This is a genomic window from Brevibacillus sp. HB1.2, from assembly GCF_013332495.1.
GTDB classification, from domain to species: Bacteria; Bacillota; Bacilli; order Brevibacillales; family Brevibacillaceae; genus Brevibacillus; species Brevibacillus porteri.
The window spans coordinates 376,270-400,745 of sequence record NZ_JABMIU010000005.1 but is presented as its reverse complement, the minus strand read 5'-3'; the positions used below and the strand labels follow the sequence as shown (position 1 = coordinate 400,745).

Here is a 24,476-nt window from a genome sequence, read left to right as displayed (position 1 = left end):
TTATGCTCCTTTGATTGCAGCCATTAGCTCGAGCACAGTCTCATCTGGCTGCTCAATCTGCTGTGCGAATGATAGTGCTAGTTGCTTTTCACCGTATGCATTCATAACAAAAGCCAAATTATACAGTGTGTGATGATCCAAGCGAGTTATATCATAAGCAGCTTGAAGTAGAGGAATAACCTCTTCATGTAAGTGGCTCTCATAACAAAGCACTGCGATAAGATTAAGTACCTCAACTTTATTCACCACGTCATCTGCCACTACATTAATAATCTCCTCTACCGTGACAAACGCTTGGTTGAGTCCGTTCAATAGCTCTGAAACGGCTTCATCAGTTTGAACACCGAACTCGATTCGGCGCAACAAAAATTTAAGTTCCTTCCGATCGTATGGTTCAGGTGACTTCTCCATATCTTCACTGGAAACCTTGCTAATCTGCTCTGCGTACCATGCTGCCAACTCTGTTTCTCCACTGATTTCCATAACAGCAGATAGATTGTATAGAGTATCTAGATTGCGTTCGTCCAATTCATAAGCCTTTTGTAAATAGGGAATAACATTTTCGAAATAACCAAGTTCAAAGTTTTTCACGGCTAGCAGGTTTAACGTCGCTATTCTGTCTTTGGCATCCGTCATGACCTTCTCAATTACCCGATCACACCCCGCATCGCGCAAGGCTTGCAAATGAAGATCTACATTCTCTCCACGGTGCAATTCTTCTATAGAAATAGAAATAGACGGAAATGCTTGATCAGCCGTGGCTTTCAGTACAAATTCATAAGTACGATAATAATTTTTCATTTGCTCGTTCGCATAGGGGATGATGCTTTCCATAAACTCAACTGTAGACTTATTCAACCATATCGGGTGTGAACTGTAATCTACTTGTGAAAAGCCCGCAATCCCGAGCATTTCCGTGAGCTCATTCAATGTGAAGTACCGCTTCTCATCGTACGCAAATGGAGAAACACCTTTTGCCAATCCTTCTATGACATGAATATGGTTCAAATTTTTGTTGATCATGATCATAGAGCCGCTTGGGTGCAGCAATGATTTTGCTTTTTCTATGAACGCAATAGGATTCGCTACTTTTTCAAGCACATTGTTGATAACGATGTAGTCAAACAACTCTCCTGTATACTGGTAATCAAAACTTTCCCAATCACCAGTCCTGATGTCAGCAAAAGAAAAAGCTTGTCTTGCAGCCGGTATTTGAGAATCAAATCCATAAACTTTTGATTTAGGAAAACTATTTTTTGTTTGCAACAGCGTGCCACCGCATCCAGATCCAATCTCCAGCAAAGAAAATGAGTCTTCTTTGTCATGATTGATAAATGGAAGGATTTCATAGCGAATTAGCATCGTTTTTTGGGAATCAAATCCCCATTTCTCTACAAACTTCTCTTCATTTCTTTTTAGCAAAGTCTGATACTCCTTCGGTTTCTCATTAAAAGAAACCGAACCAAAATGATGAATAAATGTGTCTTTGCACAAAATCAGTTTATAGCCAGCTTGTCTGATTCGAAGCGAATAATCGTCATCTTCAAAATTGCCTGGGCTGAAAATCTCGTCCAGTTCGCCAACCTTTTCATAGACAGCTCTTTTAAAGAGAAAAGCATACCCGATTAATTTTAAACGTTCTTCCCAAAGGTCCGAATTACTTGCATTATGTTTTGCAGCAAAAGGCTGCATCTCTTCAAGGGTTTGATAGCTTACCGGGATAGTCTGATAGTAAGCACATCTATTTGTAATTGGCCCAACAGCACCGATATTATCCTGACTGTACAAGGATGTCAGCAAGTTCTCTAGCCATCCCTTTGTTACTACGACATCATTATTCAAGAGCATAATGTTGTCACCGATTGCTATTTTCATTCCCTGATTACACCCTGCTGGGAACCCCATATTTTGGGTGTTGAAAATACTACGGATATCCTGCTGCTCTGACAACCACTGAGTCGTTCCATCTGTTGAGGCATTATCAACTACAATCAGTTCATAACTTTGCGGATTCGTATACTGACGTATGCTTTCTATACAAAGTTTGGTTACCTCTAAATGATTGTGTGTAAGAATAACGATGCTGGTTTTCATTCGATCACCTAATCCGTCCATGCGATATTTAGAAAAAAAAGAGAGACCACGGTCTCTATCTTCCCTGGAGAAAAGTCTTGGATGACAATTTAATTTAGTATCGATCGTTCGTAGAGGTTTCTTATATAGTTTGAATCTGGATATTTGCTTATCGCGATTTCCAAGACACCCTTCACTTCATGCAAACGATTGCTACGTTTAGCTAATTCAACCAAGGATTCATACACTCGAAAATCCTCTGGTACAAGAGAATGTGCTTTCTGCAGAAAGGCCCATGCATGTTCATCCAATCCACATTGCAATAAGCAATCTCCTACTTTATATGTAATCTCTGCGAGTGTGTTGCTAGGAAGCTGTTCTCCTTGTTCCAAGTACTCATTATAAAATTGGTAAGCATCTACATACTTTTCTTGGTAGTAAAGATAATCAGCCATTTCCAGCATAAGCTTTGATTGCTTCACCAATTCAGCGAGGACATGGTAATCTGATATTTTTAATGTGCTGCTTACATACATGAGAAACTTAAATACTTGCTTCTTATCTATAGGAAATTGAAGTTCTTCTTCAAATATGTGCATAGCTAATTGTTGAAGTTCGAAGTGACTAGAAAAGACTCTTAGAATATCTGCACGATGAATCTTTTCCTTCCAGGCCACTGCCAAGGCACTATAAGCAAACTCTTCTTGGCTTGTCTCTTGATACAGCTCCAAAAAAATCGCACCGGCTTTATCATATTTCTCGGATATGAAATCAAAAAGTGCTTGATACTCTTTTAAAGCTGGTACGTCTACCGGCATTATTTCAAATAGCCTTGTAGCAAGTTGTAAACTCTTTGTCTCCAATGAGGCTCTCAATAAATAAAAACAATCTTTAGTACTGCTGGCATCGTAAATCTTTGACAGAAATAAAAAAATCGAATCAGGCTTTTCAAATCGCCCTAAAATATTTATCAAACCAACCAAGGAGGAGTATAAATATTTATCAATCTGAAGTGCTTGTACATGATAATTCACACACTGGTTCCAATCTCCACGTTTGTAGAACATTTGACCAATCGTATTCACCACATTTGCAGCTGTAGCAAACGCACTCGATTGTACCACTGGAGAATGATCCAAAAACTTTAACCCTTCTTGATAAGCTTCAATAGCATCAAAATAACGGTTCTCTAATTTATAGTAATCACCAAGATATAGGTGGAAATCTGGATAGCTAGGATACGCCTCCAACGCCTCTCGGATCGTACTCAAAATAACTGAATTTGGTTTTGATAATTGAATCAAGCATTGAATCATATTCACATAGTTCTTTTCATAAATTCCCTTTAGCTCTGAATTGGAGTAACTCTTTGCCTTTATTGCAAATTCTAGGGCTTGTTCAAATTGTCTATCCAACAAATAGGAATCAGAAATATAAAACAAGACATCAAAACTATCAGGCTTTCTTTCTAGTTCCTTGAACAACAACTCAAGATTACGTTTACTTTTTTCTTTTGATAGTATCGTGTCCTCACTATATCCCGTATGAATAATCGTTATTTCCTTTTGTGCATCCAAATACTTCGCCGGAACGTCCAGTCTAACAATGCGTTCGTGAATCGCGCCTATATACCTAATCTGTGGATGATTCTTGAAAATTCGAACATGAATATTAGAGGAAGTTATTTTTCTGGTTGTTTTCTCAATGTTTGACATCATACAAATGACCATATCCAACATTTGCTGCTCAGCTTCTTGTATCACTAGCGGTACATACTTCACGCTATCTGGAGAAAAGTACTCATCAGCATCTAAAAAAACAATCCAATCCATTTTCGCTTGTTCAATTGCAAAATTACGTGCTGCGGCGAAATCATCTATCCACGTAAATGAAAATACTTTCGCTCCATAGCTTTCAGCAATTTCTACTGTCCGATCTGTTGACCCTGTATCGACTACAATTATTTCCGAGACGAAGGATTTCACACTATCCAGACAAGTTGGCAAATTTTCCTCTTCATTTTTTGTAATGATACAGGCAGATATGTTCATAGGTAAGCTATATCCTTTCCACAGACAAACAGATTTTAAAAAAGAGAGCAAGGAAACCCTGCTCTCTTTTAAACTTATGATTATCGGAGAAGTTGCAATACGCCTTGTGGCAATTGGTTAGCTTGAGCCAACATTGCTTGAGCAGCTTGAGTAAGAATGTTGTTCTTAGTGAACGCCATTTGCTCTTTCGCCATATCCACATCACGAATACGGGACTCAGCTGCAGTCAGGTTCTCAGAAGTGATATTCAGGTTGTTGATAGTGTTTTCCAAACGGTTTTGGTTCGCACCCAGGTAAGAACGTGCTTTGCTCACATTGTTGATTTGAGTATCGATAGCACCCAAAACAGTAGAAGCACCACTTTGAGTAGCCAAGCTCCATCCTGTGATAGCTGTGTTTACTGCGCCCAAGCTAAAGCTTCCTGCATTCAGACCCAGAACTTGGGATTGCTCTTGACCAATCTGCAGAGAAATTGTTCCTGCATTACCGTCCAGCAGGTTAATACCGTTGAACTTGGTATTGTCTTTAATGTTTGTTACCTCTTTACCCAGCTCAGACAATTCTTCTTGAATACGAGCAAGGTCATCAGTAGAACTGTAAGTACCGTTAGCAGCTTGAGTAGCCAATTCTTTTACACGAACCAGCATGTTGTTAACAGTTTGCAGAGCGCCCTCAGCTGTTTGAATCAGAGAGATACCGTCTTGGGAGTTGCGGGAAGCTTGCTCCATACCACGGATTTGTGCACGCATACGCTCGGAGATAGAGAGACCAGCAGCGTCGTCAGCCGCACGGTTGATGCGGTAGCCAGAAGACAATTTTTCAACGTTTTTTCCCAGGTTGCCAGCGTTAACACCAAGTTGACGGTGAGTGTTGATAGCCGACATATTGTGTTGGATAATCATGTGTATTTCCTCCTTGAGTTTTCGATAGTCACGTCCCTGTGACTATTCCTATATTTTGAGATTGAATCGCAATCGCGCGCTTGCAACTCCATCCCTACATTACTATTATCGGATTCTCGTATTACCTCTATTAGCATTTTTCGAGTTTTTTCTCATTTATTTTTTTCTAGTTGTCTCTTATCCAAAAGATAGGATTCTCCGAATAGTATAAAAAGAGATAAAAGGAGGACCGTATGATGTCCAATCAAATTATTCTGGTTCCTAAATATATTGAACATTTTCAATGTATCGGCTCTACTTGTGAAGATACTTGCTGTACAGGATGGAGCATCCCCATCGATAAGTCTACCTATAAAAAATACAAAAAAGTAAAGGACACCCCATTGTCCAAGAAACTGGAAACAGAGATTACAAGGAATCGTTCAAATCCTTCCGACCATCATTATGCGACCATTTTATTGTCTGGATGCCAAAGTTGTTCCATGCTTTCGCCGGAAGGTCTTTGTGAAATACAATTAAAATTGGGAGAAGATTATCTATCCACTACTTGTTCAGCTTATCCACGTGTGACTAACATAATTGATGGCGCTCTTGAGCAGTCCGCTAGTATGTCCTGTCCAGAAGCAGCACGTTTAGCTTTACTAAATCCTGAGCCAATGGAATTCTTTCAAATTCCGTCAAAACCACGCCAAAAATATTCTCTTCAATCTCAATTAATTCCCAACTCGTTAACACCTGGGCAAATTCAGTATTACTTTTGGGATTTACGTATCTTTTCTATTGAATTGATTCAAAATCGACAATATTCCATTACGAACAGAGTACTTATGTTAGGGCTATTTTATCAAAACGTGCAAGAAGCCATAGGGAATGGAGCTGCATCCCAGATTCCACAGCTGATTGAGAATTATCGTTCCTTAATAAGTACTAATGCTCTACATAATGCATTAAAGAGTATCCCTGTGGAAGCTACTGCTCAAATTCAAATGTTAAAAGAATTAATAGACTTGCGAATTTTTATTGGTACAGAAAACCAACGTTATTTGGATACCTTCGATACATTTTTACGTGGTATCTCTTTTGAAGAAGAGAGCACCACAGAAATAATTGCCGAGCACTATCAAACAGCTTACACATCATACTATCGGCCTTTTATGGAAACACACTCATACATTCTTGAGAATTATCTTGTCAATTATATTTACAAAAATACTTTTCCGTTTTATGGTCAACAAAATGTATTCGAAAACTATGTAATCCTGGCATTATATTACAGTTTAATTAAAATGCACCTGATCGGAATCTCAGGTTTCCACAAAGAAAACCTAAACGCGGATCACGTTATTACCTTCATTCAATCCTTCTCTAAAACAGTTGAACACAATCCGAAATATTTACAAGTCGCTTATGACTATCTGCAAAGACGAGGATTCCTATCCATAGCAGGAATGGCTATTTTCCTAAAAAATGAGTAAGAACTCCTCGTTTCACACTTGGCTGCCGAGCACGCTCGATGCAGCCTCTTTTATTCTATAAAAAAGAAAAAGATGATCTATTGATCATCTTCCGGTTTCTGATTCATTTGCATAAGCTGTTTCAAAACCGACCAATCCATCTCTTGAGTCGTAGCCTGCCTATTTTCCTCTTGAATGGCATCGTAGATTTCCTTTCGATATACATCCAGTTTCCGCGGAGCTTCAATCCCAATCCGAACTTGATCCCCATCAATTGAAATAATCTTGATTTCGATGGTGTCACCAATCATTATGGATTCATTTTTCTTTCGAGAAAGGACCAGCATGCTTGGACACCGCCTATTCAGTATCCGCAGCTTGTTGCGAGAACAACAGCTGGCGGATAGGATACGAATCTTCCTGCAAAATGACCTGTTTGCCCATTCGATTAGATAAATTAAGCACAATTGGAGCCTTCAAATTGACAGTAGCTTGATTTTTCCCACGGATAGTAACGATAGAAAATACAGCGACAGGAGACTCCTCTTCCATACGCAATGCCTCTTTCGATACCTCAGGGAGGGTAAATTGATAATCAGGAAAGAAAGAAAATGGATTTACTACCCAAAAACCAATGTCCTTCTCTTCTGTTGACTGAATGAGAAAAAAGGGACTCTCTTCTTCCTGTATCAATTGAAAAAACTGCAAATGAGAAAATCCAGGAATGCCGTCTTCAAAAAATAGCTTGCCCAATTCTATCTGCTGACTTGCGTTCATGTTTTCCCCTCACTTACATCATTCGGTCCAACTGGCTACCAGTGACCTCTATTTTCAAGCTATTTTGCTGTAAGATGTACGGCTCAACTTTGCCTGGGATATATGTAAATTCAGGCGGTCGGATCACCGGATCCATACTCATTCCATTTCGTATTACGTTGATAACTACTGGCTTGAGCTGAATACTTATGTCGACACCCTCGTCCCCCGAAGATGCTGGTGGAGAATAACCACTATCCAACACGCGCATGCCTCGCTCTCTTCCGATGGCTGCGATTGCATTCTCCTTGGTATGAATTCTCATCAGCCGATCGCCTTCTTGACTCTTCTCTGCAATTGCTTGCATCGCTTTCTGATATCCGTAAGTGGCATTGCTATCACTAAACTGCATGGGAGTCATGATTCCAATATTGGCCCTTGCCTGACTAGAATCAATCTGCAATTCGGTTCTGGCTTGCTCAATCGTTAGTTCAGCTGGCTGTTGACGAAGATTCATTTCTGCTTGCGGTTGTTTTATTTCATGTGTTGCCTTTGTCACATTTAGCCCTAATCGAGCAAAAGAGCTCTCCATTCTAAGCTGAGGAATCTGCATAGACCCACCTCATTTTATCATTAACGGAGGAAGTCCAGAAGTGTAGGCTGAATGATTCGCGCCCCCGATCCTAGTGCTGCTTGATGAACACTCTCCTGGGTCTTCAGGTCCGTCATTACTTCTGCCATATTCGCATCTTCATTTTTGGACATCAGTCCAGTAATGCTTACTTCTTGTGACTTTAATCGCTCTGCAATCAGATCGACACGATTGACACTTGCACCTAGCGAAGCTCGCTCGGCCAAGAGCTTATCGAATTGCTGCCCAATTGCTGTCTGAAATTGCGTCGCACTTTTACCACTGTCTAGCTCTGTAATAATATTATCCAAGACTTTGAACATATTACTACCGTTATTCGGGAAGTTAAATATATTTTGAGCGTTAATATTCGATGTAACAAATACGTTTTGACTTACCTCTAAATTAATGGGAGAACTATTTGTACTTACAAAATCGCCCTTGCCTCCATTTGCTGTCATGTCGTATGGAGGTTTGTTGGTATCCGTACCTGCAAAGATGTACTTCCCATTTATTTGTTGGTTAGCCAAGGTCCCCAAGTGATTTTTCAATTGTTTAACCTCTGATGACATTGCCTTTAAATCGTCGGGTGAAACTGCTCCATCCCCGGAATAAACCAGAAGCTCTTTAATTCGTTTTAATACGTTTCCTACCTCATCCATCGTAGCATCAGTCATGTCCATCCAAGACTGCGCTTCATCTACATTTCGGCTGTATTGGTCATTCTCCATCAATGAAGACCGATAAAACATCCCCCGTGCTGCAACTACAGGATCATCGGATGGTCTTTCAATTTTGCTCCCCGATGAAAGCTGTTGTTGCAGCTTATCCATATTACGCATGGAATTGTGCAAATTCCGTAGCATATTACTATTCAGCATGTTCTGCGTTACACGTACCGCCATAATCTATCCCCTCCTAATTAGAGGCCAACCCGGCCCATGCCATTGATGACTTTATCCAAAATTTCGTCCATGCTTGTCATGACACGTGCAGATGCACTGTACGCATGCTGATATTTCACCATTTCTGCCATCTCGTCATCGATCGATACCCCAGAAACTGATTGGCGCTGACTATCAACTGTTCCAACGAGCATTTCAGAGTTCAACTGGTTTCTCTTGGCTTCCTGGGCGTCGACACCCAATTGGCTGATCGTATATCGATAGTAGTTATCCAACGTAGAGCTTTCTGCCAAATCATTAGGACCCGCACCTGCAGTCAAAACTTTAAATTTGATCGATGCGATGGCAAGTGCACTCTTATTATTCCCTACAGGAGTACCGCCTGCTTCTTCTTGTGCTGCCGCGATGGCATCCAAGCTCTTCATGATCTCTGGGTTAACAACTAGACTGGATGCGCTAGTCGGATAATTTTTGGAAGCTGGGTTCGTTGCAAGAGAGTTCGCATCCACAAAAAACGGGAGGTCCTGTACAGTGCCATTGTTAATATCACTCAAGCTTCGTCCCGCCCGATGCAGATCATTGATTTCCTTCGTCAGATTCACAGCCAAAACATCCAAGCGTTTCAGCATGTTCGGCACAATCTGATCACGAGATTGGAACGTTCCTGCCATGTAGCCAGTTGTCGGCACAAAGGCCGCCCCACCCAGCGTCATGTCACTCAGGCCCGTAGCTGGATTCTGTACAGTAGCTACTGGCTGCGATGTAATTCCAGTAACAAATTCACGACCTTCAATGGTCACGTTTACCATACCAGCTGTTGATTGAGTTGCACGAATCTCCACCAGTTTGGAGAGCTTGTCCAAAAGCACGTCACGTTGGTCATAGAGATCGTTTGGCTGATAACCATGCGGTACAACGTTTGCAATCTGATTGTTCAAGTTAGCAATCTGTTGACCCAAGGAGTTGATCTCCATCGCTTTTACATTGACCACGTTGTTGAGATCGGTTTGTACTTCCTTGATGTGATTGGTTAGCGTATTAAACGTATCCGCTACTGCCTTGCTTCGTTCCCGAACAACTGCGCGAGCCGATGTATCTGTCGGGTCTTTGGCCAAGTCTTGCCATGCTTGCCACATCTGGTCCATAACTTTTTGCAAGCCAGTATCGGAAGGTTCATTCATGATCCCTTCTAATTTCTCCAACGTTTCCAAACGACCATCCCAGTAGCCTTGACGTTTGTGTTCGTTCCGATACTGAATATCCAAAAACTCTTCCCTCAGACGCTGAATACTAGTCGCTTGCACACCCGTACCGAGCAATCCCGGCTCGATACTCGCTTGCATCCCTACATAAGGCAAACCAGTCGTAGCCTGCATATTCACGCGCTGGCGACTGTATCCTTCCGTATTCGCATTGGAGATATTATGTCCCGTTGTATTTAGCGCGGATTGTTGAGCGAACAAGCCGCGTTTGCTGACTTCAATTCCATGAAAAGTAGAGCGCATTTCGACACCTCTTTACGCTTTTTTGTTGAAAAAAGTTCGATTAGCCTGACGATACGTATCCGAGGTCGGCTTTCCGTAGATGAAGTCGTCCTCGGGCGTATCCGTGATCAGGTCGAGCGTCATGTTTACAAAAGAAAGGGATTGCTCCAGTAACTGCTGATTCAGGTCGTTAGCATCGCGCAGTTCGGTCACAATCCGGCTTAGCTCATTACGACAGGAAGTGAGTCGCATCTTCTCTTCCGCACTGGTCGTCAACTTGATCAATTCAGCCAGTGTGCCTTCTTGCAGCGCAAACCCCTTCTGTGCTGTCAGTTCTTTTACGACTTGCTGGCGGGCTGCTTCAGCTTCTGTGACGCCCTTGATCAGTTTTTGCTCCTGGCGTGTAATGGCTACCAGTTCATCCACACTCCCTTTTACCAGCACTTCTTTCTTGTGCGAGGCTAGGGTGTACAAGGCTTTGTGCAACTGGATCAAGTTGTCGAGCAGATCGTAGAGTCTGTCCATTCCTTGCTTCTCCTCATCTTCCATCGAAAACTATTTAAAGAGGCTGTTCAAAAGGTCCTCTTCAGATCTGTGTTACAGCTTTTTCCAAAAGGACAGGAGCTTATCAGCGATCCGCTCACTTGAGACGTGATATTTTCCTTCCTCCACTTGCTTCTTCAACTGCTCCACTTTTTCCCGACGTTGTGGAGAGTTGACATCTTCTACTTGCTTCTGCATTTCAAGCGCTTCTGTGGAAATGTTTACTTCATCCTTGCCCATCGGGATTTTACCGCTTTTGCCTACCTGGTTGTTACCTGTCTTGTTGTAAGCATTGATCATCCCGACACGGTTAGGTTCATTAATCCGCATCTGATTACCATCCTCTCATACCAACGGTCTTTTCATAGAAAAAACCGATGACACCTCTTAGTAGTATCATCGGCAATTTCATGATGTACGATTAGTTTTTTTGCACAAAACTATTCGTCACTATTCTGCTTTCTTCGATAAGCTGCCTTAGCCAGATCGGCGCGTTGGAACTCCTCCAATCGCTGCTCTACCTCGATTTGTTGCGTGATTTCATGCTTCAAGCCTTTTAGACAAGATTCGCATATGTTGCCTGCTCGAATCAAAAAACCGCAGCGCTCACATGGATAACCAAGATTTGGACTTCCAGCAACCGAAATGCGCCCTTCCTTGATAAACTTCGTGATTTGCTTCACGCTCACGCCAGTGGCTTCGCTCACTTGATGAATATTCGTTCCGCGATTTTCACGCTTGCGTAAAAACTGGGCGCATGCTTCATATTCTTGTTCCACTTCTTTATAACATTTGGGGCAAATGTCACGGACTGCTTGTACAAATACAGCATCACACCGCGAGCAGTTTGCCAACTTGCCCATAGACATATCGGACAACCCCTTTTCCGTTCAGAAAGTTCATACGGTTCCACATCCGTTATATGCCTACATCATAGCTTAATTTTTCCAAACTGGCTATCGGTATATTGTCAAGGAATATACTTCACAGCTTGGCCCCAAATGTTCTCTGATTGTTTTCGCGCACGAACGCAACGTCGAACCAGTTGTATAAATATCGTCAAGAAGCAGGATTTTAGCAGTAGAGGGCACAGGCACATTCTGCCTATCCCACACAAAAGCTTCGCGCATGCTTTCGTGACGTGCTGCGCGCCCTTTTTGCTTGCTCAGCTTTGGGGTATCCTTCGTCCTGAGAAGCAACGGTTTGACAGGAATTTTGATTGCCGCTCCTAAATGCTGGGCCAGCAGGTCAACCTGATTGAAGCCGCGTTCCCGCAATCGTTGTGGATGTAAAGGAACCATCGTGATACAGGTAAAACCCAAAGACCTGTAATAACGCTGAACTGTAATGGCAAGAAGCGTACCGTAGTATAAAGCTAGCCGCTCATCACCGCGGTATTTAAACAATCCGAGCAAATCCTTCTCTCCCTTTTCATAGCGAAGCAAACTCCGATTTGCCACCAATATCTGATCATCTTCTCCATGAACACAATCCCGGCATAGCCCTTCGTTGCCGATACTAGCCTGCAACTCCCTGTCACGCCCGCACTGCCGGCAAATATCATGCCCAATCAACGGCAAAGCATCAAGACAGACTCCACACAACACAATCCCTTTTAACATGCGGTAGATGACCGGATAGCTCGCCTGATCGGATAGCTGTCGTGCCTTTTCACGAACGACCGATTCCTTTTGGAGAGCTGCGATACGCCCACCACAACGGACACACATCCCACTAATCACGAAAGGCCTCTTTGTTCCACGAGCCTTTGAGCTAAGCTGTTCATCTGTAATATCTGTCTGACGGCCCGCTTTGGAGAAGTAGCGCGTTCTGCTTGCAAAAATAAAACACTACCCGACGTATCATCAACGGATCGCCCTACTCGTCCTGCTATCTGCACCAATGATGCCTCGTCAAATACAGGTGCCTCCGCACCTACCACAACTACGTCACTCTTCGGTATGGTCACACCCCGCTCTAGAATCGTAGTCGTCACCATGACGGTATAACGTTTTTCTCGAAATGCGAGTACCTTTTCCTCCCGCATAGGGTCTGCCGCATGAACACCGGCCATCTCCCCCGCATGAGCAGGAAGCCACTTTTGAAGGTACGATAGCACCCTGTCAATTTCGTCAACTCGCGGGACAAAAACAAAAACTTGTCGGCCTTCATTCAGAGAACTACTCACCGCTTCTATAAACGGTGCCACAATTCGATTCGTCTGAACGCGCTTATGTAAGCCTTGTACCGTGAGAATCTTGGGGACAGGAAGCGTAGCACCGTGGTAGCGTCCAGGTAACAGAACATGTGTATCTGAGAATAGCGGTATCGCCCCAGACGAGCCTAGGGTTGAGCGTCCTTTTCTAATGAGCCGCTTTTGCAAATATCCCGGAGGTGTTGCACTTAAATAGAGGAGCTTCCCACTTTTTTTCACCGCTCTGGATAGAGCGCGATACAAAACAGGATCATTATGATAAGGGAACGCGTCCGCCTCGTCGAGAACCACCAGCAAAAAACGCCGATGGAAGCGCATGACCTGATGCGTGGTCGCAATCGTGATGTCACTCTCTTCCCACTTCTCTGAGCTCGAACCGTGAACAGCAATCACTTTAGCCCCGGGAAAGACTCGCTTAATACGCGGGGCTAACTCTAGTACGACGTCTTTTCGAGGTGTCGCAATCAAAACGCGACCGCCAGCAGTAAGTGCCTCTGTAACCGAAGGGAATAACAACTCTGTTTTGCCCGCTCCACAAACTGCCCAGATCAAAAACTCCGATAGCCCTGGTCTTGGATTGGCAACAAAGCAACGCGCTCGCTCAGCTGCCCGCGATTGATCTGCCGAATACTTCCCTGCCCACTCCAATCTCGCCACGTTCTGCAAGTGGTCTGCGCTACGGATAAGAGATTCTCCTACATCCATTAAAAAATACGGAGTGCAACACTTACTCCTGCCCATCCCTAAACAAGCTGTGCAGTAAGCGCACCCTTGCTCACACGTATGACAATAAGTAAACTCCACCTGCTCTCCTGCGCTTCCGCAACGTTCACAGACCAACTCCAACCGATTGCGCCACCATCCATTTATGACCGTAAAACGAATACCAGGTCGCCACTCCGCTTTGTTTGCAAGCACGAATGCATGCAAAATGGCTGACAAATCATACACGTCCACCCCTCGCTTTTTCAGCAAGGACTCCACTTCATCCCAAAGGAGCGCACGCCCGTCCAAAATCTCTCTCAAAACAGCTTCTTGTATATTCACCCGAGATGAGCTCCTTCGAAGAAGCTCGTGACCACCCAAAAAGCCCAACCGAGCACCCGGCAATTTCCCCGATTCTTTGCTACCTAGATAAGAAACTTCCACACTCTCCTCGATTGACTCCCAAGAAAACCACCTCTGCTCTCGGCGGTCCTGTACACTCGCTGCTTCCCTTCCATATAAGTTGCTCGCTTCGCACACGCTACTTACCGCCAGTGCTCTCAACTCTTTTACATATCCATCAGTCAGCATCCGTCCTTTGCCGACTTGTTCCATCAAATACCCGTTCACCTTTGCACGCAAGGAAAAGGCCAGAGCAAGCGACGATGTCTTCCCGATGACATGCAGGACACATCCTTCTCTCTCCTGCCAAAAAGAACGATCTACAGAAAAGCTCGGCGTAACATAAGTCTGCACCTGTGGTATTGATCCGCCGCAAGCTTTGATATATAGCAAATACTCACGCATACGCTCACTCCCCCGCCCTCTTGCCCTTAGTGTGCAAAAAGACAGATAGGTCCGGCAAATAAATTTCGGAACCAAAATCATGCCGTAGAAAAATAAAAAAGCCGCCGATCTATTGTCGACAGCTCGTAATATTTACGCTTAACAAACTTTTATGCTCCCTCTTTTTTCTCCCGCAGATCAATGACGATGGTTCCAGCCGCCATATCCTCCTGTCCGTCTCCCAAACATTGTCCGTACGGATAACGATTCAAGACAGCTGTCATCTGTTTCGTATCATCGTCTGATCCATCATCTATCAAGGTAATTCGGATAGGTCTGCCACTCCAATACGAGCGAAACAGCAGACTCCGCACTACACGTTCCAGCACCTGTTCCGAATTGCGCACCAGCAACCGATAATGCTCATGCGGGAGCTCGCTCGCGCTATCCGTCCGATTGGTCCAGCGCTCCGCGATCATTACCAACAAAGAGGAGCAGCCAAATGCTGCCAAAAGCCATACAATCAGCTCTTCCATCACGGTCATACCTCCTCCTATACCAAGGTATGCCGCACGGCTTGAACAGCGTGCAAATAGGAAGCGCTTCCTACAGTTTCACCCAGCCATTTTTAATGGAGATGACAACAGCTTGTGTCCGGTCTTGCACATTGAGCTTTTGCAAAATGCTACTAACGTGATTTTTAACCGTCTTTTCACTAATAAACAAGAATTCCCCAATGGCACGATTGCTTTTCCCTTCTGCCATCAGCTGCAATACTTCCCGCTCGCGACGTGTAAGCGACTCGATCACTTTTGGATCGATGGCTTGCGATTCATCTACGGAGAAGCTACGCTCTGCCGTCCCTTCCTGCTCGCTCAGACGACGGAATTCTTCAATCAGCTTGCCCGTCACCTTCGGATGTATGTATGCACCACCACTCGCCACTACACGCACAGCATCAACGAGGTCTGTCGTTCCCATTTCCTTCAGCAAGTAGCCAGACGCTCCAGCGCGGAGTGTACGATACACATATCCCTCATCATCATGAATCGAGAGCATAATCACACGAGTAGAAGGGCTTACCGAAATCACATTTTCTGCAGCAGAAACGCCATTTATGTTCGGCATGTTAATATCCATCAACAAGACATCCGGTTTGTGCTCTTCCGCCAATACTGTGGCTTCTCCTCCGTCCGCACCTTCCCCGACGACCTTGAAATCTTCTTCCATTTCCAATATTCGCTTTACGCCTTCGCGAAATAATTGATGGTCATCTACAATCACGATGCGGAGTTCTTGCTGTCTCTTATCCATGGTTCATCCCCCAGTACTTATTTACGTATCATGTCACAATTTTATCGGTATTTGGAATATAACCTTGGTTCCCTCTCCCGGAGCGGATTGCAGCTCAACACTGCCCTCTAAGAGCTGTACACGCTCACGCATTCCCAAGAGTCCAAAAGAGTTGCCATTCGCCATGCGTTTTTCCAGATCGAACCCAACCCCATCGTCTTTGACGATAAGACTTAACGAATCTTGTACAAATTCAAGCTTCACTTGAACTGTCGTAGCGCCTGCGTGCTTCTCCACATTGTTCAGACATTCCTGAACCAAACGGAAGATCGCAGCCTTTACCGAACTGCGCAAAGGAGGCTCCACACCAAATACTACCAGATCGATGGAAGACTGAATACGCTCTTCGCACGTTTGAATATATTTTTGCAAGGTAGGTACTAGCCCTAAGTCATCTAATGCCATTGGACGCAAATCAAAAATAATACGTCGAACATCCGCCAAGCTCAAGCGTACCATTTCCTTCAGCTCGTGCAGTTCCATTTGCGCTTCCAAAATGCGCTCGTTCTTCAACATGCGCTCTACAATTTCCGAACGCAGCACGACATTCGCCATCGATTGAGCTGGACCGTCGTGAATTTCGCGTGCGACACGCTTGCGCTCTTCTTCCTGAGCCTGGATTACCTTTAAGCCCATCAACTGATGCTGCTTAGCCGATTCCAGCGCCTCGCCTATCTTGCTTAAGTCACCCGTCAAGTAACCTAGCACAACGCCCATTTGAGAAACCAGCTTTTCTGCACGGACGATGGTTTCTTCCAAGGTACGCAGTTGACGCTCCAAATCATTTCTTCTGCGCTTCAAATTATTTTCCCGTTCGCGGTAAATGGACAGCTCTACCTGAATACGGCTCGCCTCTTCATACGCAACCCGGATATCTTCCTCCGTGTACATATGAAAATTACGACTGACCAACACGAGCTTGTTGCGCGATTTGCGATACGCCAGTTCAAGTGCATCGACTTTTTGAATCACTTTGGAAATTTCTTGTCGAAGTTCATGTAAATCAAACTTCAATGAGTTGCCATGCTGTCTGGCGTTTTCAGCTATATCAAATATTTGGGTTTTACTCGTTTCTACGGTTTCAATCGTTCGCTTGATCACCCCGTCCAGCACGCTGATGTCTATCGCTTTGTTCATGATTGCTCTCCTTCAAACTCATTTTTAGCCTTCGTGAACAACTGTTGGAGGTGCTCTTCTTCAACATCTCGCAGTCCCATGTCATTGCGTGGAATGGCAAACGGATCTGTTCCCTGTTTTACGAATCCACGATTGGATGTAAATACATAGCGGTAGCCAGCTTGACGAGCTGTCTCCAGTACGACTGGACTTGTGTAGCCGAATGGCAACGAGATGACTTGGATCTCTTGCTTCATCCATTCGCTTAAACTAACGCGAGATATACTGAAATCCACATAGAGTCGGTCCCTGTACTCTTTTTCTTCCTCTAAACGCTGCAAGTCTTTCAGATAGACCGGAGCTGTTTCTGGGCCAAGATCGCCCCACTTATTTCGTTCTTCCTCTTCATGCAGACTGTACGTATGGGAACCGATTGTAACCAGCCCCGAATGAATCATTTCGTTAACCTGTTGACGCGTAAGTGGTGGCGTCATATTCTCCCGTTTTCGATCAGCTACATCTCTTAAGCGCCCCGCAATCGCGAAGTTCACTGAAGGGTAGCCGTATGTACGTAAGATCGGAAATGCTTCTGTGTAGTAACTCTCATACCCATCGTCAAACGTAATCAAAACAGCATTCTCAGTCGGTAAGGTACCCGTCTCCATAAATCGCAGGAACTCATCCAACGAAATCGGATTCAGGTCGTTATCATGCAAAAATTTCATGTGTCGGGCAAATTGATCAGGAGCTATGACATACCGCTGATTCGATTGATCCGTGACATGATGGTACGTCAAAACCACAACCTGATTGTTATACCACTTTTTCGTTTGAACCGCTGCTTCTTCAATTAGTGTGACGTTTGGCTCAGCATTTTTTGTCTCACTTATGCTTATAGACGTATCCACTTGGGGAAAAGGTTGCACTTCTTGTTTATTCTTTTTTTCCAGAAAAGATTCGCCTAACAACCCAATAGCCACTGCAAAAAACAAAAAAGTAAGAAACACGATCAGGAAGAGCCTTCTGTTCGGCAAAAAAACCCCTCCTCTACTTCCTCACTAGGAGATTCGACACAGTCCTACAAATTCCTGTGCAACAATTGGCCCAATAATTGGATGACTTTGCTCCTAAAATGAAAAAGAGCCCAGTAGCAACACCAGGCTCTTTTTATGTCATTCATGATATTACAGTTGAGCAGCCTCTTGCTTCAGGATTTCTGCCTTGTCTGTTTGCTCCCAAGGAACATTCAGGTCATTGCGTCCGAAGTGGCCATATGCAGCTGTTTGTTTGTAGATAGGACGACGCAGGTCGAGCTGCTTGATGATACCAGCAGGACGCAGGTCGAAGTGTTTGCGAACCAATTTCACCAGAGCTTCTTCGGAAATCGTACCTGTGCCGAATGTATCTACTGCAATAGAAACTGGTTGCGCTACACCAATTGCGTAAGCAACTTGTACTTCGCATTTGTCTGCGAGGCCAGCAGCCACGATGTTTTTCGCTACATAACGAGCTGCGTATGCACCGGAACGGTCAACTTTTGTCGGATCTTTACCGGAGAACGCACCGCCGCCATGACGAGCATAACCGCCGTAAGTATCTACGATGATTTTGCGGCCAGTCAAGCCAGCATCCCCTTGTGGTCCGCCAATTACGAAACGGCCAGTTGGGTTGATGAAGTATTTGGTTTCAGCGTCCAACAGTTCAGCTGGAACAACTGGTTTGATTACGTGTTCAACCAGATCTTGCTTGATTTGCTCCAAAGTTGTTTCAGGAGCATGTTGGGTAGAAATAACAATTGTATCGATACGAACTGGTTTGTCGCCATCGTACTCAACGGTTACTTGTGTTTTTCCGTCAGGACGGAGGTAAGCAAGTGTTCCGTTTTTACGTACTTCAGTCAGACGACGAGCCAATTGGTGGGACATGCTGATTGGAAGTGGCATCAGCTCAGGTGTTTCATTGCAAGCAAAACCAAACATCAAACCTTGGTCACCAGCACCAATTGCTTCGATCTCAGCGTCAGTCATTTTGCCTTCGCGTGCTTCCAATGCTTGGTCTACACCAAGTGCAATGTCAGCGGACTGCTCGCCAATTGCAGTAATAACACCGCAAGTGTCAGCGTCAAAACCGAATTTCGCACGGTCATAACCGATTTCACGAATGGTTTCACGAACGAGCTTTTGGATATCTACATAAGTGTTTGTAGTGATTTCACCTGCTACGAGAACCAAACCAGTAGTTACGGAAGTTTCGCAAGCTACGCGAGCGTTTGGATCTTTGGACAGGATCGCATCCAAGATGGAGTCGGAAATTTGGTCACAAATTTTATCCGGATGTCCTTCGGTTACAGATTCGGATGTAAACAGACGACGACCTTTTTGCAAAGCCATGAGAAAATACCTCCTTTGACCTCATACAAATAGTGTGGTAGCCGAGTCAGGATTTTATCTACGTAAACGCAAATAAAAAACCCTTTCCATTTTTTAGGAGGAAAAGGTTTGAGCGTTTTTTGCTTCCTTCATCCTCTTATCGGCCAGAACAGATGTCCGTTCTGCTGGTTAGCACCGCTCTAGATCGGTTGCCGGGCTTCATAGGGCCAGTCCCTCCGCCTGCTCTGGATAAGAGTATCCATTACGGATAATAGAATAATTGTTTTTTTCAGAGATGTCAATAGGAAAAATTTTACTTATATTTGATAGGCCTTAGAAAGTACCACTACTACCTCTGCACGAGTTGCCCTTCCATTCGGTTTAAAGGAAGAACCGTAACCACTGAGCCACTTTCTAGATGTCAAAGCTTCAATGGCAGGAGAAGCCCAATGACTCGTTGGCACATCCTGATAATTCGAGGTACCACGGTTATACATTAAAACATCACGTGCCCGTGCGATCATGACCGCCATCTCTGCACGCGATATCGGCTGATCCGGCTTCATTTCATTCTTCGGGTACCCTTTCAAAATTCCTAATTGATAGGCTACACCTAGGTTGTGATACGCCCAGTGCCGCTTTTTCATATCCCGGAAGGTCGTGTTTCCTGTATAGGTAGTCGCTACCTTGGAACCGGTCGCACGCATCGATTTAAGCAGCATCGTCGCAAACTCTGCACGGGTCACTGCCTGATTCGGCTTGAACGAAGCATCATTGAATCCATTTACAATATCGCGAGAGCTAAGTCTGACGATCTCTGAGCGCGCCCAGTGGTCCGAAATATCGCGATAGCCCGCTATCAATTTCTGCTGCGTCACCGTGAGTCGGTACGAATCATATTTGAACGAAGTACCACTATTGAGACGTACATAGTATTTTCCTGGCTGCAAGCGCAAACCGATAACTTCATTCCCACTATTGGAAAGCTCGGCTACCTCGTTCGTCGAAGCAAGCGCATAGTTCATGTTTCGATCGCTGTAGAGTGCGAAACGAAAGCCACTATCCACAGGAATATACGGCGCTCGGAATGTCACATATGATTCGCTATTGACAGTAAATTGGAACCAGTCGGGATCAGCTGCTGTCGGAATTGTTCCTGACATCACTGTCCCACCGCTTAACGGAGACGCTTTTTGATAGGTGTCATTCGGCTCATTGAAGTCTTTTTTAACTGGTGTGTACCCCAAATCCAGCTGGTATTCGCCATTGACTGCATTCCGCGAATACTCGCTCACACGGATGTAATATTTACCCGGGGACACCTCTTTACTGACCCGCTCTGTCGGATTGTCCCTTGTCCCATTATCGTATAGAGGATCCCAGACTACTGCTTTTTGACCAGGCGCTTGTTTGCCAAGACCCAGCAACAGATCCACTCTCTTGTTGTCAGGGCTTACAGTGACATCTAAATGCCCGTACTCGCGAACATAGTAAGAGAACCAATCCTGATCGCCTTCATCATGAAAATTGCCTGTTACACTGATTTGGTTCCCTACAAGCGGTCTGGCCGTTTCTTGTGTATCGTTCGGTTCATTTCGGTCAGGGTTGATCGTAAATTTACTCGTCAACACGTAGTTAAAAGCATTGTTGACGCCTCCATTGCGCATTAAGCGGATGTTCATACTTCCTGCCTTGACCGGGACCGTTATCGTATCGCCATTCCCGAAGTACTGTGTAATCGGTTGACGATTCTCAGGGTAAAAGGTAGCAGCCACCGCCGAAGAAATACCCGATGTTACTGTAGCCGTAAAGCTAACCTTTCCATCGTAAGGGATGTCCATCTTCAGCCAATCTACGGTATCTTTTGGACCCAAATTGCCGCGTATTTGTGACTCAATCGGAAACGCCTTCGCTTTGGAAGGAGAATCATTCGGTTCTAAAAAGTCGTAAGAAAGTGCCGTTTTCACTGCTTTGTTGACATCTAACAAGCCGTATCCAGTCTTCCGATCCCATCCTTTCTCCCCCAAGTCAGTAGCCGTTTGATAAAGCAATTGCCTCACATCAAATGGACTGAGATTAGGGTGCCGAGCGAGAATGAGCGCGGCTGCACCAGCTACTTGCGGTGCCGCTGCTGAAGTACCACTAAACGAGCCGTATTTTCCCCCTAGCTTCGTTGTGTATACATTCAACCCAGGAGCCACCAAATTCAGTTCCGGCCCCGTATTTGCCTGAGACAAGACTTCATTGTTACTCCTCACAGCCCCTACCGCTACGACTGTTGGATAGGCAGCTGGATACGCCACACGGCTACTTTCATTACCACTTGCTGCAACCAAAACGGCTCCACTTCTCTCCGCACGTTGTACAGCAGCTGCCAACGACTTGGAGTAAGCCATACTGCTAAAGGACATCACAATAACTTTGGAACCACGATCCAAGGCTACATTGATACCTTTTGCAATCAGTTCTTCATCCGATGACGCCTTGCTATTCAAGATTTTAATCGGTAAAATCTTGGCATTCCAAAGAACACCTGAAACACCGATATTATTATTTCCACTAGCAGCAAGAACACCGGCTACTTCTGTGCCGTGCCCGTTGTCATCCTGTGCTGACTTCCCAGCATTGACGAGATTCACACCAGGTAAAAGGTTGCCCTTTAAATCAGGGTGTTTATAATCTGCCCCAGTATCCAATACAGCAATAATAATCTGCTCATTGCTATTTACCGTTGGCCAAGCTTTATCTGCTTTAATTTGACTTAGATGTAGCTGGTTGGTCAAATAGTAGTCATTGGATGCCGGAGGTGCTGCTGCGAAGACTGATTGGTTGTTTGCCATAATGAGCGTGACCATTAATGTAACAGTCACTGACATGTTCACTGGTCTTTTCATGTAAAACAGTCCTTCCTTCTCTCCCCTGCAAAAGTAGCAGTCTAAAAGGAATTCAGGTATTTGTAATCTGGTCTTTAGCATAGCGGATGAAAAGGGGGACATGCAACCCTCATCCTCCAATATTTGGGACATTCTCACAGAAGAAAACCCTTTTCACCATCGGCAAAAAGGGTTTTCTCCTTACTGTAACAAACCTTTATTGTCTTCTACTTCAGGTGCTACCTGAGCTTTTTCTTTTTTTCGTTGTTGTGCTTTCGGAATAAAGGCAGTCAGTTCCGCAATATTTACCGCTTCTTTTTTAAAGGAAGAGGAAGGAATATCGAACGCCCACACGCGATGGCTGTTCGCTTCTACCTTCATGTTTTCCAACGTGAAGTGTACGCGTGCTACCGTATCGCCAGCCTTATCATGAACAATAATTGGCACTTCGGTAAACTCCAGACGCTTTCCTAATCCGTTACGGAAAGCAACGATAACTTTCAAGCCGTTATCTTCACCAGGCTTGATATCGAGGACTTGCAAATCTACTTCGCCCTCTGCAATGGGGTTCTTCTCTTCAGCCTGTTGCAAATACTGCTCCGACTCATCTGCACTCAGACCCCAGTTATAATTTTGGTTATCCTCTACTCCGTGCTTTTTAGGCTTGATAAAAGTCAGCATCAGAGGTATTTCTTTTTCAGGGATACGGTCGAACTCATCCCAGCGGAACATAAATTCCATCGGGCGACTGGACATTTCTCCTACTGGTCCTGAGGCAATCAGGTCAAACGTTTTTTTCGCGACCTCTTCTCCGTCCTCCGTAACCAAAGTCAACGGAAGCTTTTGTAGCAAAACACTGCGGTCTGTCGCATTGCGAATGTAGACAAGAACCAGATAACCATCATTGGTAACCTGCGTAAAGAACGGAATAATACCGACTTCGTTACGAACAACCGGAGGCATTTCATCATGCGCGTATTGCAATAGCTCCTGCTCAGCGTCATCCAATTGATTTTCCCAAGGACCATTCATCACCAAAAACAGTTCCTTCGAGTCCACACGGTTCGCAGATTGTTGCGGATTATCCAGTCCAGATACACCCAGATAAAACTCTCTATGAAGATTCTCATGAATATCTTCGCGTACTTGCTCCAAGCTCTCTTTGGAACCAAACCAATTTTCCAATAACCAACTCATATAGCAACCTCCTCTTTCCCATCCCTAAAAAATGTGCGATCTACTCTACAGAAAGCGCCCATCTTTTCAGGTCGGCATCAGGCTTTTTCACAAATTTAGGTGGGAATACAATCAGCCACGGACGGCTGTTTCCAGGCTTTACACGAATGGAGCTTGCATCCAGAGAACCTGTCGCAACTACATCTCCATCCGAATCCGAAATCGTAAATTTGAGTTTTTCCGGACGGTAATCATGGTTGAGACCATTTCGGAAAAGCATGGCTACCACCAGGTTCCCTTCCTCGGTCTTTCGGATGTCAAAACCCGTTACTTCCACCGTATTAATAGGAACTAACGGCAAAGACTGTGTCAATGCTTCCAAACGATCCTTTTGACGATCAGTCATGCGCTTCTCCATTTCAGGATCAAGCTCCAGTGTACGAGGCCAAACATGTGAATTTCTGCCGGCCTTCATTACCACTTTCCAACGGCTAAAGGTGAAATTGTCATGCAAATAGCTTTCTTCCGGGAACAAAACCTCCCATGGACGGCTGGAATGCGGTGGAATAGCCTCCATATCTGACAAATCCACTCTCATCCGCGCAAAAGGCTTGTCGTCCAGATAAATCGCTAATCCTACGTTTTTAATACGCACAGGTTTATTTGTGGCGTTGCGGAAAAACATAGCGACAGTCATTCCGTTTGGCTGTGGAATCATACTGAAGCCTGTTACGCTAATCATGCCTGGTACCATCTCAGGCAATTCTGCTTGCAAAAAGCGGAGGGTATACTTTTTCTCCGAATCCAGCTCACTTTCCCATATCGGGCTCAACGATAGCTCAGTTCGAATTTTCTCAGCCTTCGTAGCAGACTTTTCTGGTCCACCATTGCTATCCATTTCGACTTCGTTGCTAGTCATGGAAGCTAAATCAATTGTCGACTCTTCCTGAATCTCCTTTTTCAGATCCTCCAGGGAGCGCTTTTGTTGATCTTTACCTAACAAATTCTTCATAAAAGAAAACATATGATACCTCCTCACACGTCCGGGCACGAACGAAGCTTCTCTTATCATCATAAACTTTTT

22 protein-coding genes and 1 riboswitch are annotated in these 24,476 nt (G+C 44.5%); of the genes, 1 reads left to right on the top strand and 21 read right to left on the bottom strand.

The window, feature by feature from the left end:
* The 3 genes from HPY28_RS15670 to HPY28_RS15660 all read right to left on the bottom strand — a co-directional run bounded on the left by HPY28_RS15670 (position 1) and on the right by HPY28_RS15660 (position 5,026).
* Entirely contained in the window at positions 1-2,094 is a 2,094-nt protein-coding gene (locus HPY28_RS15670; RefSeq protein ID WP_174230887.1) for a glycosyltransferase, read from the bottom strand.
* A gap of 89 nt (positions 2,095-2,183) precedes the next feature.
* On the bottom strand, positions 2,184-4,124 hold the full coding sequence (locus tag HPY28_RS15665; protein ID WP_174230886.1) for a glycosyltransferase family 2 protein: 1,941 nt from the start codon (positions 4,122-4,124) through the stop codon (positions 2,184-2,186).
* Between the two features lie 80 nt (positions 4,125-4,204).
* Complete coding sequence (locus tag HPY28_RS15660; protein WP_174230885.1) at positions 4,205-5,026, bottom strand: flagellin N-terminal helical domain-containing protein; 822 nt, start codon at positions 5,024-5,026, stop codon at positions 4,205-4,207.
* A 233-nt stretch (positions 5,027-5,259) separates the two neighbouring features.
* Between HPY28_RS15660 and fliB the strand changes: the two genes are divergently transcribed.
* Entirely contained in the window at positions 5,260-6,501 is a 1,242-nt protein-coding gene (gene fliB / locus HPY28_RS15655) for a flagellin lysine-N-methylase (RefSeq protein WP_174230884.1), read from the top strand.
* A 77-nt stretch (positions 6,502-6,578) separates the two neighbouring features.
* On the opposite strand, the gene csrA is transcribed toward fliB, so the two are convergent.
* The 18 genes from csrA to HPY28_RS15565 all read right to left on the bottom strand — a co-directional run bounded on the left by csrA (position 6,579) and on the right by HPY28_RS15565 (position 24,416).
* Positions 6,579-6,827: a carbon storage regulator CsrA gene (csrA, locus tag HPY28_RS15650; protein WP_174230883.1), complete on the bottom strand. Its 249-nt coding sequence runs from the start codon at positions 6,825-6,827 to the stop codon at positions 6,579-6,581.
* Positions 6,828-6,840: 13 nt separating this feature from the next.
* Complete coding sequence (fliW, locus tag HPY28_RS15645; RefSeq protein WP_174230882.1) at positions 6,841-7,257, bottom strand: flagellar assembly protein FliW; 417 nt, start codon at positions 7,255-7,257, stop codon at positions 6,841-6,843.
* A gap of 13 nt (positions 7,258-7,270) precedes the next feature.
* Positions 7,271-7,849: a DUF6470 family protein gene (locus HPY28_RS15640; RefSeq protein ID WP_174230881.1), complete on the bottom strand. Its 579-nt coding sequence runs from the start codon at positions 7,847-7,849 to the stop codon at positions 7,271-7,273.
* A 20-nt stretch (positions 7,850-7,869) separates the two neighbouring features.
* Positions 7,870-8,772, bottom strand: a complete 903-nt coding sequence (gene flgL, locus HPY28_RS15635) for a flagellar hook-associated protein FlgL (RefSeq protein WP_174230880.1) — start codon at positions 8,770-8,772, stop codon at positions 7,870-7,872.
* Positions 8,773-8,789: 17 nt separating this feature from the next.
* Entirely contained in the window at positions 8,790-10,277 is a 1,488-nt protein-coding gene (flgK, locus tag HPY28_RS15630; RefSeq protein WP_174230879.1) for a flagellar hook-associated protein FlgK, read from the bottom strand.
* A 12-nt stretch (positions 10,278-10,289) separates the two neighbouring features.
* On the bottom strand, positions 10,290-10,781 hold the full coding sequence (locus HPY28_RS15625; RefSeq protein WP_173623360.1) for a flagellar protein FlgN: 492 nt from the start codon (positions 10,779-10,781) through the stop codon (positions 10,290-10,292).
* Positions 10,782-10,853: 72 nt separating this feature from the next.
* Complete coding sequence (gene flgM, locus HPY28_RS15620) at positions 10,854-11,129, bottom strand: flagellar biosynthesis anti-sigma factor FlgM (RefSeq protein WP_016742371.1); 276 nt, start codon at positions 11,127-11,129, stop codon at positions 10,854-10,856.
* A gap of 110 nt (positions 11,130-11,239) precedes the next feature.
* A complete protein-coding gene (locus HPY28_RS15615) occupies positions 11,240-11,668 on the bottom strand; it encodes a TIGR03826 family flagellar region protein (protein WP_106838056.1) in 429 nt (142 codons plus the stop codon).
* An 87-nt stretch (positions 11,669-11,755) separates the two neighbouring features.
* A complete protein-coding gene (locus HPY28_RS15610; protein ID WP_174230878.1) occupies positions 11,756-12,541 on the bottom strand; it encodes a ComF family protein in 786 nt (261 codons plus the stop codon).
* Positions 12,538-14,526 (bottom strand): ATP-dependent helicase ComFA, encoded by a 1,989-nt coding sequence (locus tag HPY28_RS15605; RefSeq protein ID WP_174230877.1) that lies wholly within the window; start codon positions 14,524-14,526, stop codon positions 12,538-12,540. Before HPY28_RS15605 ends, HPY28_RS15610 begins: the two co-directional genes overlap by 4 nt.
* A 149-nt stretch (positions 14,527-14,675) precedes the next feature.
* Positions 14,676-15,041, bottom strand: a complete 366-nt coding sequence (locus HPY28_RS15600) for a glycosyltransferase family 2 protein (protein ID WP_017252296.1) — start codon at positions 15,039-15,041, stop codon at positions 14,676-14,678.
* 70 nt (positions 15,042-15,111) lie between these two features.
* Positions 15,112-15,819 carry a response regulator gene (locus tag HPY28_RS15595; RefSeq protein WP_017252297.1) on the bottom strand — a complete coding sequence of 236 codons (708 nt, stop codon included), beginning with the start codon at positions 15,817-15,819 and terminating at the stop codon, positions 15,112-15,114.
* Positions 15,820-15,852: 33 nt separating this feature from the next.
* A complete protein-coding gene (locus HPY28_RS15590; RefSeq protein WP_017252298.1) occupies positions 15,853-16,995 on the bottom strand; it encodes a sensor histidine kinase in 1,143 nt (380 codons plus the stop codon).
* Positions 16,992-18,008, bottom strand: a complete 1,017-nt coding sequence (locus HPY28_RS15585) for a polysaccharide deacetylase family protein (RefSeq protein WP_017252299.1) — start codon at positions 18,006-18,008, stop codon at positions 16,992-16,994. The genes HPY28_RS15590 and HPY28_RS15585 overlap by 4 nt, the downstream gene beginning before the upstream one ends.
* A 150-nt stretch (positions 18,009-18,158) precedes the next feature.
* Positions 18,159-19,364, bottom strand: a complete 1,206-nt coding sequence (metK, locus tag HPY28_RS15580; RefSeq protein ID WP_217437969.1) for a methionine adenosyltransferase — start codon at positions 19,362-19,364, stop codon at positions 18,159-18,161.
* 133 nt (positions 19,365-19,497) lie between these two features.
* A riboswitch (SAM riboswitch) is annotated at positions 19,498-19,599 on the bottom strand.
* 61 nt (positions 19,600-19,660) lie between these two features.
* Positions 19,661-22,237: a S8 family peptidase gene (locus HPY28_RS15575; RefSeq protein WP_174230876.1), complete on the bottom strand. Its 2,577-nt coding sequence runs from the start codon at positions 22,235-22,237 to the stop codon at positions 19,661-19,663.
* Positions 22,238-22,417: 180 nt separating this feature from the next.
* On the bottom strand, positions 22,418-23,413 hold the full coding sequence (locus tag HPY28_RS15570) for an SLAP domain-containing protein (RefSeq protein WP_173623356.1): 996 nt from the start codon (positions 23,411-23,413) through the stop codon (positions 22,418-22,420).
* 40 nt (positions 23,414-23,453) lie between these two features.
* The gene (locus HPY28_RS15565) at positions 23,454-24,416 is read right to left on the bottom strand and encodes an SLAP domain-containing protein (RefSeq protein WP_173623355.1); all 963 of its coding nucleotides are present in this window, start codon (positions 24,414-24,416) and stop codon (positions 23,454-23,456) included.
* Positions 24,417-24,476: the final 60 nt, after the last annotated feature.